Source organism: Rhizobium acidisoli, from assembly GCF_002531755.2.
Classification (GTDB): Bacteria; Pseudomonadota; Alphaproteobacteria; order Rhizobiales; family Rhizobiaceae; genus Rhizobium; species Rhizobium acidisoli.
Genome location: NZ_CP034998.1, coordinates 2786545 through 2804335 on the forward strand (window position 1 = coordinate 2786545; position 17791 = coordinate 2804335).

A 17791-nucleotide genomic window follows, 5' to 3' on the forward strand; every position below is an offset into this window, starting at 1 on the left:
CGAAACTTGTCATGAAAACCCGCTATTCACAGGCAAGTGCAGCCGTCCTCGATGGCGTCAGTTATCCAATCAAAAACGCGTTATCGCCCCCTGCGACAGGGTGCGACATTATTGTCTTTCAAGCGCTGAAATTCCACCATCGCAAACGTCTCGGCAAGAGTGGCGGCCTTTGAGGGAGCCAAGTTAAATCGTTTCAAAACAGGTGCTTATCACCTGCGTTGATGGCGCAGCCTTATCCCGGCGCCGCCCCGCGAGCCTTCGCTTCGAAGCCGCCAAAAACGACGTTTTCGGCAATCATTATTTTTTTGTAATTTGAATAAGCCGCCGCACCGCAATAGGTTCGATCTCAACAAAGCGATCCCCGAGCGAAGCACCATCCCTACCCCCGGCGCCGCTTCGCAAGGGTGCCTTTGCAAATACCCTCCGGCTTGGGCCTCGGCCCTGCGTTTGCCGGCGGAAGCAAAGAGCAAGAAGGCAGGAGCGCCCCCAGCTCCTGCCTTCTTAAATTTTGGCTTCCCCTGATACAAATTCCCTTTTGAAATTAACCGATTATTGACAAAACCGTTGACAGGCGGCGCTTGCGTGAAAGAAGTATGCGCCGAATTCCCTGGACCCTTCCATATGGCCTCTACCGCTGAAACTCTTGCAGCAGACGATCGTTTTCTCGCTGCGATCCTGCATTGCGCCGATCAGATGCTCACGATCTATCGTGAGAGCCCGCGCATCGCCTCGATTTTCGCCGCACAGCAGCGCTGGCTGATGGCCCATGCCGGCTTTGCGCTTCATTACGGCCATCCCGACGACGGCAAGAGCGGTCTCTATTCCGGCCGCTTCATCGATTTCGCGGTCAGGAATGACATCGCCAGCCGCAATACGGCCGCGGCCTTCATGCAGGAAATGCTGGCCTATCGTTTCCTGCGTCCGGTTCCCGGCCCCGACAAGCGCACGCGCTATCTGGAGCCCACGGAAACCGCCGAGCAGCATTTCACCCGATGGCTCGTCGCCCATCTGATGATCCTCGACAGCCTCGATGGCGGCGAACGCGCCGGCAAGGTCAGCGCCGACCCCTCGGCGATGATGGCAGCGATCCAGCCGCGCATCGCCAGGGCGATCATCGGGAGCGAAGCGGTGCGCAATCCCGGCCCCACCTTCAACCTCTTCAACTGGGCAAATACCGGCGGGCTGGTGATGGACTACCTGATCTCGCGCCTTCCGGAATTTCCCCGCACGGCCGAACGTGTCGTGGTCGGCCCTCTGTCGCTGAGAGAAATCCGCGAACAGTTCATGATCTCAAACACCCACTTGAAGCGGCTTCTGACGCAAGCCGCAACCATGGAAAGCGTCGGCTGGACAGAACCCTCCCGCAAGGGCGACTTCTGGCTGTCGCGCCGCTTCATTCTCGAATACTGGAATTATCAGGCGGCGAAATTCGCCATCATCGATGCCGCGGCTGAAGCGGTGCTCGGGCCTGCGGTCCTTGATGAACCGCAGGCAAGACGAATGGTCTGAGCCGGCTTAAAGCGCGTCGCGATTTTCAGATTCGCTCCTTGCGCTTTAGCCCTTTATTTTGATGCATGTCGTTGTCCGGAACCGCTGCACGCTTCCGGGCGGCATGCATTAACTCAGAAGTTCTTTGACGGTCGCCGACGCCTTGGCGAAATCCATTTGGCCGGCATAACGCTCCTTGAGCGCGGCCATCACCTTGCCCATGTCTTTGGCGCCGGCAGCGCCGGTCTCGGCGATGATCGCCGACACATTGGCGCGCACCTCACTATCCGAAAGCTGCTTCGGCATGAAATCCTGGATGACGGTGATTTCGGCGCGCTCCTTGGCGGCAAGCTCCGGCCGGGAATTCTCCTCGTAGATCTTTGCCGATTCGTCGCGCTGTTTCACCATCTTGGCCAGAATCTGCAGGATCTCGTCGTCGCTCGCCTGCTCCTTGCCGGTGCCGCGATTGGCGATATCGCGATCCTTGACCGCGGCCTGAATCAGCCGGACGGTGGAAAGCCGCTCCGCATTCTTGGCCTTCATCGCCTCTTTCAGCTGGGTGGCGAGTTGATCGCGCAGCATGGTCTTCACTCCTGTTTTGATGCCGCTTCATAAACCACGCTGATGCGGCGGATCAAATAAATTGCGCGGTCGTCGCGATAAAGCGCAGGAAAACGGCGGCAATCTCCGCAACAAAGATTGACGCTACGCGATTGCGTGGCTATTTACCGCCACCTGCACCAAAATTCGTGATCAGGCCTGAAGCGCGCGGCATTGCCGTGTCCACACGCCTGCGAGATCAAATGGCGACGAGCGCGGCAACGCGCGCCGGCCGCCGGAAACGGGATGAAGATGACCGCGACAGCACCCTGGACAATCGAAAAGCCGACCGCCCTCCTCGTTCTTGCCGATGGCACGGTCATCGAAGGCAAGGGCATCGGTGCCACCGGCAAGGTCCAGGCCGAAGTGGTTTTCAACACGGCGCTGACCGGCTACGAGGAGATCCTGACGGACCCCTCCTATCTCGGCCAGATCGTCACCTTCACCTTTCCGCATATCGGCAATATCGGCACCAATGATGAAGACATCGAGGATCTGACGCCTGCTGCCCGCCACGGCGCCGTCGGCGTCATCTTCAAGGCCGACATCACCGACCCTTCGAACTACCGCGCCGCCAAACATCTCGACCAATGGCTGAAGGCGCGCGGCGTCATCGGTCTCTGCGGCATCGACACGCGCGCGCTGACCGCCTGGATCCGCGAGAATGGCGCCCCGAACGCGGTGATCGCTCACGATCCGAACGGCGTCTTCGATATCGAGGCGCTGAAGACCGAAGCCAAGGCCTGGAGCGGCCTCGAAGGTCTCGACCTTGCCAAGATCGCCTCGTCGGGCCAATCCTCGCAATGGACCGAGACGCCGTGGGTCTGGAATGAAGGGTATGGCGAACTCGCCGCAGCGGACGCGAAATACCACGTCGTCTGCCTCGATTACGGCGTCAAGCGCAACATCCTGCGTCTGTTCGCCGGTCTCGACTGCAAGGTGACCGTCGTGCCGGCGGCAACGAGCGCCGAAGACGTGCTCGCCATGCAGCCGGACGGCATCTTCCTGTCGAACGGCCCGGGCGATCCGGCGGCGACCGGCGAATATGCCGTGCCCGTGATCAAGACTCTGGTTAAAACCGATATCCCCGTCTTCGGCATCTGCCTCGGCCATCAGATGCTCGGCCTTGCCCTCGGCGCCAAGACCGAGAAGATGCACCAGGGCCATCACGGCGCCAACCACCCCGTCAAGGATCATACGACCGGCAAGGTCGAGATCGTCTCGATGAATCATGGCTTCGCAGTCGACTCGAAGTCGCTGCCCGATGGCGTTGAAGAGACTCATATTTCGCTTTTCGACGGCACCAATTGCGGCCTGCGCGTGCTCGGCAAGCAGGTCTTCTCCGTCCAGCACCATCCGGAAGCCTCTCCCGGCCCGCAGGACAGCCACTATCTCTTCCGCCGCTTCATCAACATGGTGCGCGAGAAGAAGGGCGAACCGGCGCTCGCCGAACGCTGATTTCAGCCAACATCGATTTCAAGAAAGGCCCGTCGACCGGGCCTTTTCTTTGCTCCGCATATTGACCTCAACTTAAGTTAAGGAATTACAGAATTGCCCGCAGATATCTGATGCAGGAGAAAATGGATGAGCGGAGCTTTCTTTCGAGTCGATAAGTTCGTTGTGCCGGCCGCGGCGCGCGAGGAATTTCTCGTCAATGTGATGATGACCCACAAACTGCTGGAGGCACAGGACGGCTTCATCGATCACAAGGTGCTGGAACAGGTCGCCGGTCCCGGCGAGTTCAACTTCGTGACCATTGCCCAATGGGAAAGCGCCGAGGTCGTCGAGCGTGTGCGGGCAACTGTCGCAGCCGCCCACAAGGCCGCCAATTTCGACCCGCAGGAAATGTTCGCGCGTCTCGGCATTCGCGCCGACATGGCGAGCTACAAGCCTGTCGCGGCTTGAGGATAAGGATGGCCGGCTCAGGCGCCGGCCATCGCTCCTTCCCGGCGAAGCAGAAGATAGAACCGCCAGCAGAGCATGACGGCGGCCGCCGCCAGCCCGACGAGGAAACCGAACCAGATGCCGATGCCGCCGAAGCCCAGCGGGAAGGCAAAGGCCCAGGCAAGGAAGAAGCCGATCGGCCAATAGGCAATCAGTGCCATGATCATCGGCACACGTGCGTCTTTCAGGCCGCGCAGCAATCCGTTGGCGACCACCTGCAACCCGTCGACCAGCTGGAAAAGCCCGGCGACGACGATCAGCGGCCCGGCATAGGCAAGCACGGCGGGCGCCTCCGGCGAATTGACGTCGAGGAACCAGCTGCCGAGGAATTGCGGCATGGTGGCAAACAGCACCGAGCCCACCGCCGAAATGGCGCAGGCAAGGATGAGCACCATGATCGAAGCCCGCACCAGCCCGCGGTAATCGCCCTGCCCGTGGGCGATCCCGACGCGCACCGTCGCCGCCTGGCTGAGGCCGAGCGGGATCATGAAGGCGATCGAAGCCCATTGCAGGGCAATGCCGTGAGCGGCGAGCTCGATGGTGCCGATATAACCCATCAGCAACGAGGCCACCGTAAACAGGCTGACCTCGGCAAGCACGGTGACGCTGATCGGAAAACCGAGCCGGAGGACCTCCAGCAGCGCATGCCAGTCGGGCCTCCAGAACCGCACGAAGATCTCGTAGCGCCGTGTCTCCTCCCGCCGCTGCACGAAGGCCAGGATGAAGAGGAAGCCTGCCGTCTGTACGACGACCGACACGATCGCAGCACCCTCGAGCCCCATCGCCGGAAAGCCGAAATGGCCGAGCACCAGGGCATAGGCGAAGATCGCGTTCAGCACCAGCGTGGCGATGGTGACGTTGAGGATGATGCCCGCCTTGCCGATGGCGCTGACCAGCGCGCGCATGACGTTGAAGAGCAGCGCCGGCAGCACGCCGAACTGGCCGATCATGATGTAGCCATGGGCGAGCTTGGCCACCTCGGGCTTCTGCTGCGCAAAGAGAAGGATCTGCTCCGAATTGAAGAAGGCGGGCTGCATGATGACCCAATATGCGATCACCACCCAGAGACCCATGCGCAGCGCCCGGCGCACGGAGACGACGTCGCCGCGGCCATAGGCCTGCGCCACCATCGGGATGACGGCGATGGCAAAGCCCGAACCGAAGATCAGGATGGTGAACAGGAACTGTGCGGACAGCACCATCGCCGCCAGATGCTCGGCGCCGAGGCGGCCGACGATCATCACATCGGTGGTGTTGATGCCGAGCTGGGCGAGCTGCGCGCCGATCAGCGGAATGCCGAGCGCCAGCGTTGCACGGAAATGTGCGCCCCAACGATTATCGGTTGTCGGCGCAAGCCTGCGCGCGTCGATCGGCGTGTCCATGACACCTAGTCCTGTGATTGAAATATGGGTCGCCGCGCAATCTGCGGAGAAATATCATCGGGATTTAGATCAAACCCCAGCAAAGAACCACCCTAAACAGGCAGATGATGAAAAATTCATCATCGTATCACCGTTTCTGATCGATCAACCCGCCGCCTCCAGCGCCTCCGCCGGCTGACGGACCCGAACCAGCACGAGGAACACGCCGGCGGCCACCAGGATGAACAGGGCAGCAGTCAGATAGGGCGCCCCGGCAAAGGTGACGGGCGCCTCTGGCCGGGTGAAATAGCTGAACAACTGCGTGAAGATCAGCGGCCCGATGATGGTGGTGATGCTGCTGAGACTGGTCAGCGCCCCTTGCAGCTCGCCCTGCGCTGAGGGCGGCACCTTGCCGGCGGCGATGCTGCGCAGCGGCGGATCGGCGACGTTTTCCATGACGGTCGCAATAATCACCACATAGACCACCCAGCCCTCCCAGGCGAAGGCATAGCCGGTGAGCCCCGCAGCCGAAAAACAGAGGCCGAGAAGCGCCGTCTTCCATTCGCCGAGCAGAGGCACGACACGCGGCAATACCAGTCCCATCACCAGTGCCGCGCCGATGCCGTAGATACCGAGCGACAGGCCGATCTGTCCCTCGCTCCAGCCGTAGCGATAAGTCGAGACGAAGGACCAGACCGACGGATAGACGGCATGCGCGAGGAAAAACAGGAACATGACGAGGCTGACCCAACCGATGCCCGGGTAGTGACGCATCTGCCGCAGCGCGCCGAGCGGATTGGCGCGTTTCCACTCGAAGCGGCGGCGATTCCTGGCCTCCAGCGTTTCCGGCAGCAGGAAGCAGGCGGCGATGAAATTGACGAACGAGAGTGCGGCCGCACCGAGAAACGGCACACGCGGGCCGAATTCGCCGAGGACACCGCCGATGACGGGGCCAATCGTGAAGCCGACGCCGAAGGCGATGCCGATCAGCCCGAAATTCTTCGCCCGGTTCTCCTCGGTGCTGATATCGGCGATATAGGCCGAGCACGTGGCAAAGCTGCCGCCGCTGATGCCGGCAAGCACGCGGCCAACGAACAGCATCCAGAAGCTGGTGGCGATGCCGCAGATGAAATTGTCGATCGCAAAGGTCAACACCGACAGCAGAAGGATCGGCCGGCGGCCGAACCGGTCGGACAGGTTTCCGAGCAGCGGCGCGAACAGGAATTGCATGCCGGCATAGACGAGCATCAGCCAGCCGCCATCGATCGCCGCATCGCTGACGCCGCCGCCGGTCAACTGCTCCAGATAAGCGGGCAGCACCGGCATGATGATGGCGATGCCGATAATGTCGAGGAAGAGGATGATGAAGACCAGGAAAAGGCCGCGACGGACGAATTTGGGGTCAAGCATGAGGCATCTCTACAGCGGTTGCTTCTGAAAAGACGATTTCGTCGCCGAGAAACTGACATAGCCCAGAAAAGAAACCGAAACAATCCGTGAACATTTCAAAGTTTTTGATAATTCTGACCGGGAAATTTGTGAACCGTCTCAACCGTTGGGCGCGGCAACGTGATCGTTGGCTCCCTTGCAATCGCATTGACGACGTCCAGATCATTCGGGGAATGAACATTCATTGTGCGCCTCTCCGCACGGCCCGTTCGAGACCATCCGGATTATCGCGCAGGGGCGAAGGCTGTAAAAGCGGCATCCGGCAGCGCCGCTCGGGCGCGGATCAGGGAGAAGACAATGCTGACCTATCGTTTGGGAAAGACCGGACCCGATGTTTCGGCCATCGGCCTCGGCTGCATGGGCATGTCGGGCATGTACGGCCCTGCCGACCGCGCCGAAAGTATCGCGACGATCCATGCCGCGCTCGATGCCGGCGTCAATCTGCTGGACACCGGCGATTTCTACGGCATGGGCCATAATGAGATGCTGATTGGGGAGGCGTTGAAGGGTCGCAGGCGCGAGGATGCCGTCATCAGCGTCAAATTCGGCGCGCTCCGCGATCCCGCCAGCGGCTGGAGCGGCATCGACGCCCGCCCAGGCGCGGTGAAGAACTTCCTCGCTTACACGCTGCAGCGTCTCGGCGTCGACTATATCGACATCTACCGCCCGGCCCGCCTCGATCCGAACGTGCCGATCGAGGATACGGTTGGCGCGATCGCCGACATGGTCAAAGCGGGTTATGTCAGGCATATCGGCCTGTCCGAAGTCGGCGCCGACACCATCCGCCGCGCCGCCGCCGTTGCCCCGATCGTCGACCTGCAAATCGAATATTCGCTGATCTCGCGCGGCATCGAAGAGAAGATCCTGCCGACGACACGCGAACTCGGCATCTCGATCACCGCCTACGGCGTGCTCTCGCGCGGCCTGATCAGCGGCCATTGGCAAAAGGGCCAGGCCGCGGCCGGAGACTTCCGCACCCATAGCCCACGCTTCCAAGCGAGCAATATCGAGCAGAACCTCGCTTTGGTGGAAAAACTGCGGGAGATCGCGGAGGCAAAGAGCGTCTCGGTCGCCCAGATCGCCATCGCCTGGGTCGCCGCCAAGGGCAAGGATATCGTCCCGATCATCGGCGCCCGCCGCCGCGACCGGCTGACCGAGGCTCTCGGCTCACGCGCGGTGGATCTGTCGGCAGACGATTTCGCCGCGATCGAACGCGCCGTCCCGAAGGATGCGGCTGCCGGCGGGCGTTATCCCGAACATATGCTGCAGCATATGGATAGTGAGAGATAAGGTTAGGTCAAAGGTACTGAAACGTCCTGCCGTGCAGCCCCCTCATCCGCCCTACGGGCACCTTCTCCCCGAGGGGAGAAGAGGGAGTCGAGACGCTGCGGCGACCGACTCCCTTCGCCCCAGCGGGGAGAAGGTGCCGGCAGGCGGATGAGGGGGCGACACACGAAAACCTTAGCTAAGCAACCTCAAACCGGCCCGGAGAACGTATCGCAAGCCGACAGTTGCCCGCTGTCGAAGCCGCGCTTGAACCATCTGACGCGCTGCGCCGAAGTGCCGTGGTTGAAACTCTCGGGCACGACGTAACCCTGGGACCGCTTCTGCAGCGTGTCGTCGCCGATCTGCTGGGCGGCGTTGAGCGCCTCCTCGAGGTCGCCGGACTCCAGCAAGCCCTTCTGCTGGGTATATTTGCCCCAGATGCCGGCGAAGCAATCGGCCTGCAGCTCGACGCGCACCGACATCTTGTTGGCCTCTTCCTCGCTCATGCGCTGGCGGGCCTGGTTGAACTTCGGCAGGATGCCGAGCAGGTTCTGCACGTGATGGCCGACCTCGTGAGCGACGACATAGGCCTCGGCGAAATCGCCAGACGCGCCGAACCGGTTGGAAAGCTCCTGGAAGAAATCCGTGTCGAGATAGAGCTTGTGGTCACCGGGGCAGTAGAACGGTCCGGTTGCCGCCGATGCGGAGCCGCAGGCCGATGCCGTCGAGCCCGAAAACAGCACGAGGCGCGGCTCCTCGTAAGTCTGGCCTTGCGCCTGGAAGATGCCCGTCCAGGTATCCTCGGTTTCGGCAAGAACGGTCCGCATAAAGGCGGTCATCTCATCATTGGCGGGCGTCCGCGTGCCTTCCGACTGGCTCTGTTCGTAGCCGGGGCCGCTCGTCATGCCGCCGCCCTCGAGCACCTGCAGCAGGTCGACGCCCATCATCTTGAAGATGAAATAGATGACGACGAGGAAGATGATCGTGCCGATGCTCAAGCCGCCGCCGGCGCGGCGAACGCCGCCGCCGGAGGGAAAGTTGAAGCCACCGCCGCGGCCGAAACCGCCGCTGCCCGGATCGCCGCGGCGATCCTCGATATTGTCGGACTGACGCCGGCCTCTCCATTCCATCTTCGCTCTCCCCGGCAATGCCTGTGCTTGCACCTTAACGAATCTATATATCCGTCGGCGAAGGGAATTCCAGCGGCTTCATCGGGCAGCTGAGGCCCCAGCCTGCGCCAGGGCCGTGAAGCGCCGCAACACCGCCGGCCGCGAGTGCAAGATTGAGCCGCTGATATAGAGGCGGATCGGGCTTCAGGCGACAACGGTCGCCCTCGCCGGTCCGACGCGCGTCGGCGAAATACGGGTGCTCGTCGTGCCCGGGCGGAGATAGGCTGTCACGCCGTGTTGGATTCCTGTCGATTCCGCGATTTATGGGGTTCCGTTTGCAAATACATTTGCCTATAAGCCGCTTCTAGCCTGAAAAGACCTTCAATGCGCGACCCGACCCGGTGATCTCCCACCCTGGCCGGCTTTTTGCGCAGCCAGACAATGGATATCGCCCATGCCGAAGCGCCAAGACATCAAATCGATCCTCATCATCGGCGCGGGACCGATCGTCATTGGCCAGGCTTGCGAGTTCGACTATTCCGGCACCCAGGCCTGCAAGGCGCTGCGGGAGGAAGGCTATCGCGTCATCCTCGTCAACTCCAACCCGGCGACGATCATGACCGATCCGGGCCTTGCTGATGCAACTTACGTCGAGCCGATCACCCCCGAGGTCGTCGCCAAGATCATTGCCAAGGAGCGCCCGGATGCGCTGCTGCCGACCATGGGCGGCCAGACGGCGCTGAATACCGCGCTTTCGCTAAAGCGCATGGGCGTGCTCGACCGCTACAATGTCGAGATGATCGGCGCCAAGCCCGCCGCCATCGACATGGCCGAGGACCGGGCGCTGTTTCGCGAGGCGATGGCCCGTATCGGGCTTGAAACGCCGCGCTCGATGCTGGCGAACGCCACCGACATCAAGGACCTCGACCGCAAGACGCACGAGGCCGAGCGCAACAAACTGCGCGACAGCCTCTCCGGATCCGATCTCGACAAGGCACTGGACGAACTGGAAAACCAGTGGAACCTCGGCGAGAGCGATCGCAAGCAGCGTTACATCAGCCACGCCATGGCGATTGCCGCCCAGGCGATCGACCACGTCGGCCTGCCCGCCATCATCCGCCCCTCCTTCACCATGGGCGGCACCGGCGGCGGCATCGCCTACAACCGCTCGGAATTCTTCGAGATCGTCGGCGGTGGCCTCGACGCCTCGCCGACCACCGAAGTGCTGGTCGAGGAATCGGTGCTCGGCTGGAAGGAATATGAAATGGAAGTCGTCCGCGACAAGGCGGACAATTGCATCATCATCTGCTCGATCGAAAACATCGATCCAATGGGCGTCCACACCGGCGATTCGATCACCGTCGCGCCAGCGCTGACGCTGACCGATAAGGAATTCCAGATCATGCGCAACGCCTCGATCGCGGTATTGCGCGAGATCGGCGTCGAAACCGGCGGCTCGAACGTCCAGTTCGCCGTCAATCCGAAGGACGGCCGCCTGGTCGTCATCGAAATGAACCCGCGCGTCTCGCGCTCCTCGGCGCTCGCCTCCAAGGCCACCGGCTTTCCGATCGCCAAGGTCGCCGCCAAGCTCGCCATCGGTTATACGCTCGACGAGCTGGACAACGACATCACCGGCGGCGCAACGCCTGCCTCCTTCGAACCGTCGATCGACTATGTCGTCACCAAGATCCCGCGTTTCGCTTTCGAGAAATTCCCCGGCGCCTCGCCGGTGCTGACGACCGCGATGAAGTCTGTCGGTGAAGTCATGGCGATCGGCCGCACCTTCGCCGAATCGCTGCAGAAAGCGCTGCGCGGCCTCGAAACCGGCCTGACCGGCCTCGACGAGATCGAGATCCCCGATTCCGAGGAAGGCGAATCCAGCCACAACGCCATCCGCGCCGCCATCGGCACGCCGACGCCGGATCGCCTGCGCATGGTCGCCCAGGCGCTGCGCATGGGCCTCAGCATCGAAGAGGTGCACGAGGGCTGCAAGATCGACCCCTGGTTCATCGCCGAGCTCAAGAATATCATCGACACGGAAGCGCGCATCCGCGAGCACGGCCTGCCCGAGGATGCCGCGAACCTGCGCATGCTGAAGGCCATGGGCTTTTCCGACGCGCGTCTGGCGACGCTGACCGGCAAGCGCCCCAAGCAGGTCGCCGAACTTCGCAACAGCCTCAACGTCCGCCCGGTCTTCAAGCGTATCGATACCTGTGCCGCCGAATTCGCTTCGCCGACCGCCTATATGTATTCGACCTACGAGACGCCCTTCGTCGGCGTCGCCCGCTCCGAAGCTGAGGTTTCCGACCGCAAGAAGGTCGTCATCCTCGGCGGCGGCCCGAACCGCATCGGCCAGGGCATCGAGTTCGATTATTGCTGCTGCCATGCCGCCTTCGCGCTGAAGGATGCCGGTTATGAAGCGATCATGATCAACTGCAACCCGGAAACCGTCTCGACCGACTACGACACGTCCGATCGCCTGTATTTCGAGCCGCTGACGGCCGAGGACGTGATCGAGATCCTGCGGGCCGAGCAGGAAAAGGGCGAAGTCGTCGGCGTCATCGTCCAGTTCGGCGGCCAGACGCCGCTGAAGCTTGCCGAGGCGCTCGAGAAGAACGGCATCCCGATCCTCGGCACGGCACCCGACATGATCGATCTTGCCGAGGACCGCGACCGTTTCCAGAAGCTTCTGATGAAGCTCGATCTCAACCAGCCGAACAACGGCATCGCCTACTCGGTCGAGCAGGCCCGCCTGGTCGCCGCCGAAATCGCCTTCCCGCTGGTCGTGCGCCCGTCCTACGTGCTCGGCGGCCGCGCCATGCAGATCCTGCATTCGGAAGGCCAGCTGCAGACATACCTGCTCGACACGGTTCCGGAACTGGTGCCCGAAGACATCAAGCAGCGTTATCCCAACGACAAGACCGGCCAGATCAACACTCTGCTCGGCAAGAACCCGCTGCTCTTCGACAGCTACCTCAGCCACGCCATCGAAGTCGACGTCGACTGCCTCTGCGATGGAACCGACGTCTATGTCGCCGGCATCATGGAGCATATCGAGGAAGCCGGCATCCATTCCGGCGATAGCGCCTGCTCGCTGCCGCCGCGCTCGCTACCCGTCGAACTGCTCGACGAGTTGGAGCGCCAGGCAAAGGCGATGGCCAAGGCGCTCAATGTCGGCGGCCTGATGAATGTCCAGTTCGCAATCAAGGATGGCACCGTCTACGTTCTCGAAGTCAATCCACGCGCCTCGCGCACCGTACCCTTCGTCGCCAAGACCATCGGCGCACCGATCGCCAAGATCGCCGCCCGCGTCATGGCCGGCGAAAAACTCGACGCGACCTTCGCCGCCTATGGCGAAAAGCCCGATCCGCGCAAGCTCACGCATATCGCCGTCAAGGAAGCGGTCTTCCCCTTCGCCCGCTTCCCCGGCGTCGACACGCTGCTCGGCCCGGAAATGCGCTCGACCGGCGAAGTCATCGGCCTCGACACCGATTTTGCGCTGGCCTTCGCCAAGTCGCAGCTCGGCGCTGGCGTCGAGCTGCCGCGTGACGGAACGGTGTTCGTCTCGGTGCGCGACGAGGACAAGCCGCGCGTGCTGCCGGCGATCCGCATCCTCGTCGAACAGGGCTTCAAGGTGCTGGCGACCGGCGGCACGGCCCGCTTCCTCGGCGAAAACGGCATCACCGCCACCAAGATCAACAAGGTGCTGGAAGGCCGTCCGCATATCGAGGACGCCATCCGCAACCGCCAGGTCCAGCTGGTCATCAACACCACCGACGGCAACAAGGCGATCTCGGACTCGAAGTCGCTGCGCCGCGCGACGCTGATGCAAAAGGTGCCTTATTACACCACCATGGCAGGCGCCGAAGCCGCGGCCCAGGCGATCAAGGCGCTGAAGGCGGGCAATCTCGAAGTGCGGCCGCTGCAGAGCTACTTCGCTTGAGATAGAGCAATTCCAGCGGCGCCATCGCTCGGTGAGCGGTGGCGCCGCTTCACCGGAATCACTTTATCCGGCGGACGCCATAAGCCGCTGAATCTCCAGCATATCGTTGCGAAATCGCACCATCTCCTCCGCTTTCAACCGCTCGTCGGGAATGCGCAGCAGATAGGAGGGATGCACCGTCACGAAGAGCGTGCGTCCTCCTTCGATCGCCATTGCCTTTCCCCTGACGTCCTGCAGGCGCTCTTTCACATCGGTCAGCGCCGCAAGCGCGGTCGCCCCCATGGCAACGATCAGCTTCGGCTTAACGAGCGCCAGTTCCAGATCCAGCCACCAGCGACAATGCTTCACCTCCCCCATATTGGGCTTCTGATGGATGCGGCGTTTGCCGCGCGGCTCATATTTGAAATGCTTGACGGCATTGGTGACATAGAGCGCCGAACGGTCGATGCCGACGTCCGCGATCACCTGGTCGAGCAGCTTGCCGGCCGGGCCGACGAAGGGGCGCCCGGCGATATCCTCCTGATCGCCCGGCTGCTCGCCGACGAACATCACCTCCGCATCGCGCGGCCCCTCCCCGAAGACGGTCTGTGTCGCCTTGGCATGAAGCGGACAGCGGGTGCAGGCGCCAGCTTCGGCGCTTAGCGCTTCAAGCGTGCCGGCCGGCGCTTCAGGTTCTATGGGAAGGTTGCGGGCGGCCTCCTGAAGCCGGTCGTGAAAGGGAAGCGATTGCGTCGCCTCGCGCGCGGCCATGGCCCGCACCTGGCTCTCGGCGGATGCGATCAGCCCAGGGATAAGATCGGCTTCCGGCAGGTTCTTCCAGTATTTTTTCGGCATTTCCGCCTGCATCGCCTTCAGCTTCAGCCGCGCCGGGTTGAAGATGCTGACATAGTAGGTGCGCCAGAGATCATCGGTGGCATCGGTGAGATTGGGCTTCTCGCAGGGCGCGTCGCTGAGCGTCAGCCGCGCACCGTCCCAGGCCGCCGACCCCTTGGGCGTGGCGATCAGCCAGTCCATATCGGTGAAGCGCCGTTGGAAAAATGGCGCCGTGCGCCTGACGATATGATGGTCCGGCTCGAACCAGGCGATGAATTTTCGACGGCCCGCCGCTGCCGCACCAACCTCTTTGAAACGGACGAAAGCCGTCATCTTGTGGGCGTCGCGCCGGACATTTTTTGCCATCAGGCGAGCCCGCACGACATCCTCGTCGGAGGCCACTTCGAGCAGTTGCCGGTCCAGCTGCAGCCGCCAGAGCAGGCGGTAAAGCAAGGAGAAGCGCGCCGGGTCGGAGTGGCAGAGAACCGTCTCGGCAAGCTCGATAAAGGCGGGCGGCACCGTCATCGGCTTGCGTGTCACCGGCGCCGGCGGCATGGCGTCGCGTTGAAAGGCAAGATCCGCCTCTGCGCTTCTTTCCCGCCAGTCGATCTCCTCAGGCAAAATGCCGGCGGCCGCGAAGGCGCGCGCGGCATCGCGCCATTCGGCAAGATCGCCCCGTCCCGCAAGCACGACCCGGCGCATCATAGCAGCGACAATTGTTCAGGTTTCGGCTCGAACATGGCGCGAAGGTCCGGGCGGTCGATCAGCCGGCGCGGCGACCAGCCTTCCGCCGAGATGAAGGACTGAACCTTCTTGATCGAGATGCCGAGCCGCGACAGATCGTCGAGCCGCAGCCGGCGAAAGCGTCGAGCCGAAACGATTGATTTGACCGTCTTCGTGCCGAGACCGGGAACGCGCAGTAGGCGTTCACGTTCGGCTTTGTTGATATCGACGGGAAATTCGGCCCGGTTCGCCAGCGCCCAGGCAAGCTTCGGGTCGAGGTTGAGGTCGAGCATGCCGCCGGTCTGGCTGGCAGTAATTTCGTCGATGCCGAACCCATAGAACCGATAGAGCCAGTCTGCCTGATAGAGCCGGTGTTCGCGCATCAGCGGCGGCTTGATCAGCGGCAGGTTTTTCGATGAATCCGGGATCGGGCTGAAGGCGGAATAATAGACACGCTTCAGGCCGTAGCTGCTGTAAAGCCGGCCGCTGGTCGCAAGGATCGTCGCATCATTCGCGCCGTCCGCACCGACGATCATCTGCGTGCTCTGGCCGGCCGGCACGAAGCGCTGACGCTTCTTCGTGCGCAGCGTCGGCTCGCCGGCGGCCTCGATCTTCAGCCTCAGATCGCCCATCGATCGGCGAATATTGGCGGGCTTCTTTTCCGGCGCAAAGCGGCTGATGCCGTTATCCGTCGGCAACTCGATATTGAGCGACAGCCTGTCGGCAAAAAGCCCCGCCTCTTCGATCAGCCGCGGCGATGCCTCCGGGATCGATTTCAGATGGATATAACCGCGAAAATTATGCGTCACGCGCAGTTCGCGGACGATGCGGACCATCTCTTCCATCGTGTAATCGGACGAGCGGATAATGCCCGAGGAAAGGAACAGGCCCTCGATATAATTGCGGCGGTAGAATTCCAGCGTCAGCCAGATCACTTCCTCGGGCGTGAAGCGCGCCCGTTCGACATTGCTCGACGAGCGATTGATGCAATAGGCGCAGTCGTAGATGCAGAAATTGGTCAGCAGTATTTTCAGAAGCGAAATGCATCGCCCATCCGGGGCATAGGCATGACAGATGCCGGACCCCTCGGTCGAGCCGAGCCCGCCGCTTGCCGCCGAATCGCGTTTCACCGTGCCGCTGGAAGCGCAGGAAGCATCATATTTGGCGGCATCGGAAAGGATGGCCAAGCGTTCTGTTAGCGATTTCTTCATTAGTATGTTCACTATATGTTCTTGCGGACAAAGTCAATCGCGGCGATCCTGCCTCAACCGCGTTTTTGGGCCTGATGACCCGGTATCGCGGTGGCTCGCTTTTCCGTTCATGCGAATTTTCTGGAAATCGGCCTTGGCGATCTGCTATAAGCACTTAACTAGGATTGTGGCACGGTTCCGAAGCTCCCCTTCGGGACCTGTTTTCTTTTGTGTTCGCGCCTACTGCGTGGATACAAGGAGTGAAGGACAGAAAAATGGTTGAAAAGGTACCAATGACACCGGGTGGTTTCGTCAAGCTGCAGGAAGAACTGCGCTGGCGTCAGCAGGAGGAGCGCCCTCGAATCATTGAGGCGATCGCCGAAGCCCGTGCCCATGGCGACCTTTCTGAAAACGCCGAATATCACGCCGCCAAGGAAGCCCAGAGTCACAATGAAGGCCGCATCAGCGAGCTGGAAGATTTGACGGCGCGCGCCGAGGTCATCGACCTGACGAAAATGTCCGGCGACAAGATCAAGTTCGGCGCCAAGGTGAAGCTCGTCGACGAAGATACCGAAGAAGAAAAGACCTACCAGATCGTCGGCGATCAGGAAGCCGACGTCAAAGCCGGCCGCATCTCCATCTCCTCGCCGATCGCCCGCGCGCTGATCGGCAAGGAAGTCGGCGATTCCATCGAGGTCAATGCGCCCGGTGGCTCCAAGGCCTACGAAATCCTCCAGGTTTCCTGGGGCTGATCGCCCGCCACAGACGAGACCCCTCCCTTGCCTGATTTGCGTGACGTCGAGATCATCGCGCCCAATTTCAAGCGCCGGCTCTCCGGCGTCACGTCGACCATCGTCCAGCTCATCCCCTGCCAGATCCGGCTCGGCATGAGGATCGCAACGCTCGGCCCCGGCCTGCCGGAAGGCTTGGCGAAGCTGAGATGGTCGCAGCTCCTTGGCCTCTGGCGCCCGCCGGCGCGCCGGCGGCGGCGTGTCTGGCACGCCCGCCGCAACAACGAGATGGCCGTCGGCATCCTGCTTCGCTATCTCCTGCGCATGCCGCTGAAGCTCCTCTTCACTTCGGCCGCGCAGCGCCGCCATACCGCCTATACGAAATGGCTGATCCGCCGCATGGACGCAGTGATCGCGACCAGTGACCGCTCCGGCTCGTTCCTCGAGGTGCCCCACACGGTCATCCAGCACGGCGTCGACCTTTCGCTGTTCCATCCGCCGGAAACGGCGGAAGACGGCATTGCCGCCACCGGCCTGCCCGGCCGCCATCTGGTCGGCTGTTTCGGCCGCGTGCGCCATCAGAAGGGCACCGATCTTTTCGTCCGGGCAATGATCGAACTCCTGCCGCAGCACCCGGAATGGACGGCGGTCGTCTCCGGCCGGGTGACGGCCGAGCACACCGCCTTCGCAGACAAGCTCAAAGCGGATGTCGCCGCCGCCGGCCTCAGCGACCGTATCCTCTTCCTCGGCGAAGTGCCCGATATCAAGGTGTGGTACCGCCGCCTGACGCTTTATGTCGCCCCCTCCCGCAACGAAGGTTTCGGCCTGACCCCGCTCGAGGCCATGGCGTCGCGAACGGCGGTGGTGGCATCCGACGCCGGCGCCTATGCCGAACTCATTGCCGAAGGTGAGACCGGCTCGGTGGTGGCTGCCGGCAACAGTGAAGCACTGACACAGGCGATCGCCCCCTATATCGCCGATCCCGCTTTGGCGATTGCCCATGGCGAGAATGCGCTGCGCCATGTCAGAGCGAATTTTGCGCTGGAGAAGGAAGCAAACGCGATCGGCGCAGTCTACGATCGCCTTCTCGGTGACAACCGCGGCTAAAACAGCCCGTTGAGCAGCAGTCATACTCGAGCTTGTCCCGCGGCTGTCCGGTTGATGCTGATTGAAC

Annotated in this window: 15 protein-coding genes; 9 read left to right on the forward strand and 6 right to left on the reverse strand. The window is 62.1% G+C overall.

The window, feature by feature from the left end:
- The first annotated feature begins 11 nt into the window (after window positions 1–11).
- Window positions 12–173: a hypothetical protein gene (locus CO657_RS36750; RefSeq protein WP_156339779.1), complete on the forward strand. Its 162-nt coding sequence runs from the start codon at window positions 12–14 to the stop codon at window positions 171–173.
- Window positions 174–621: 448 nt separating this feature from the next.
- On the forward strand, window positions 622–1509 hold the full coding sequence (locus CO657_RS13830; protein ID WP_054182604.1) for a hypothetical protein: 888 nt from the start codon (window positions 622–624) through the stop codon (window positions 1507–1509).
- A 108-nt stretch (window positions 1510–1617) separates the two neighbouring features.
- Here the strand turns inward: CO657_RS13830 and CO657_RS13835 are convergent, their stop codons facing one another.
- Window positions 1618–2070, reverse strand: coding sequence for a GatB/YqeY domain-containing protein (locus CO657_RS13835; RefSeq protein ID WP_049736298.1), 453 nt, complete (start codon window positions 2068–2070; stop codon window positions 1618–1620).
- Between the two features lie 270 nt (window positions 2071–2340).
- On the opposite strand from CO657_RS13835, the gene carA reads away from it, so the two are divergent.
- Together carA and CO657_RS13845 are read left to right on the forward strand one after the other, a co-directional pair.
- On the forward strand, window positions 2341–3546 hold the full coding sequence (carA, locus tag CO657_RS13840; protein WP_041671741.1) for a glutamine-hydrolyzing carbamoyl-phosphate synthase small subunit: 1206 nt from the start codon (window positions 2341–2343) through the stop codon (window positions 3544–3546).
- Window positions 3547–3672: 126 nt separating this feature from the next.
- A complete protein-coding gene (locus tag CO657_RS13845) occupies window positions 3673–3993 on the forward strand; it encodes an antibiotic biosynthesis monooxygenase family protein (protein ID WP_054182603.1) in 321 nt (106 codons plus the stop codon).
- A gap of 17 nt (window positions 3994–4010) precedes the next feature.
- Here CO657_RS13845 and CO657_RS13850 read toward each other — a convergent pair whose 3' ends face one another.
- The gene (locus CO657_RS13850) at window positions 4011–5414 is read right to left on the reverse strand and encodes an MATE family efflux transporter (protein WP_054182602.1); all 1404 of its coding nucleotides are present in this window, start codon (window positions 5412–5414) and stop codon (window positions 4011–4013) included.
- On the opposite strand from CO657_RS13850, the gene CO657_RS13855 reads away from it, so the two are divergent.
- Window positions 5413–5592, forward strand: coding sequence for a hypothetical protein (locus CO657_RS13855; RefSeq protein WP_128715556.1), 180 nt, complete (start codon window positions 5413–5415; stop codon window positions 5590–5592). The genes CO657_RS13850 and CO657_RS13855 overlap by 2 nt on opposite strands.
- Here the strand turns inward: CO657_RS13855 and CO657_RS13860 are convergent.
- Entirely contained in the window at window positions 5559–6803 is a 1245-nt protein-coding gene (locus tag CO657_RS13860; RefSeq protein ID WP_054182601.1) for a TCR/Tet family MFS transporter, read from the reverse strand. The genes CO657_RS13855 and CO657_RS13860 overlap by 34 nt on opposite strands.
- Before the next feature lie 336 nt (window positions 6804–7139).
- Here CO657_RS13860 and CO657_RS13865 point away from each other — a divergent pair, with 336 nt between their 5' ends.
- The gene (locus CO657_RS13865; RefSeq protein ID WP_054182600.1) at window positions 7140–8132 is read left to right on the forward strand and encodes an aldo/keto reductase; all 993 of its coding nucleotides are present in this window, start codon (window positions 7140–7142) and stop codon (window positions 8130–8132) included.
- A gap of 185 nt (window positions 8133–8317) precedes the next feature.
- Here the strand turns inward: CO657_RS13865 and ypfJ are convergent, their stop codons facing one another.
- A complete protein-coding gene (gene ypfJ, locus CO657_RS13870) occupies window positions 8318–9238 on the reverse strand; it encodes a KPN_02809 family neutral zinc metallopeptidase (RefSeq protein WP_003593152.1) in 921 nt (306 codons plus the stop codon).
- Between the two features lie 433 nt (window positions 9239–9671).
- Here ypfJ and carB point away from each other — a divergent pair, with 433 nt between their 5' ends.
- Window positions 9672–13160 (forward strand): carbamoyl-phosphate synthase large subunit, encoded by a 3489-nt coding sequence (carB, locus tag CO657_RS13875; RefSeq protein WP_054182599.1) that lies wholly within the window; start codon window positions 9672–9674, stop codon window positions 13158–13160.
- 63 nt (window positions 13161–13223) lie between these two features.
- On the opposite strand, the gene CO657_RS13880 is transcribed toward carB, so the two are convergent.
- Together CO657_RS13880 and CO657_RS13885 are read right to left on the reverse strand one after the other, a co-directional pair.
- On the reverse strand, window positions 13224–14675 hold the full coding sequence (locus CO657_RS13880) for a UdgX family uracil-DNA binding protein (RefSeq protein WP_041671746.1): 1452 nt from the start codon (window positions 14673–14675) through the stop codon (window positions 13224–13226).
- Entirely contained in the window at window positions 14675–15907 is a 1233-nt protein-coding gene (locus CO657_RS13885; RefSeq protein ID WP_041671488.1) for a putative DNA modification/repair radical SAM protein, read from the reverse strand. Before CO657_RS13885 ends, CO657_RS13880 begins: the two co-directional genes overlap by 1 nt.
- A 254-nt stretch (window positions 15908–16161) precedes the next feature.
- Between CO657_RS13885 and greA the strand changes: the two genes are divergently transcribed.
- Both greA and CO657_RS13895 read left to right on the forward strand, forming a co-directional pair.
- Window positions 16162–16638: a transcription elongation factor GreA gene (gene greA / locus CO657_RS13890; RefSeq protein ID WP_003565408.1), complete on the forward strand. Its 477-nt coding sequence runs from the start codon at window positions 16162–16164 to the stop codon at window positions 16636–16638.
- Between the two features lie 27 nt (window positions 16639–16665).
- Window positions 16666–17724, forward strand: coding sequence for a glycosyltransferase family 4 protein (locus CO657_RS13895; protein ID WP_054182598.1), 1059 nt, complete (start codon window positions 16666–16668; stop codon window positions 17722–17724).
- The last annotated feature ends 67 nt before the right edge of the window (window positions 17725–17791 follow it).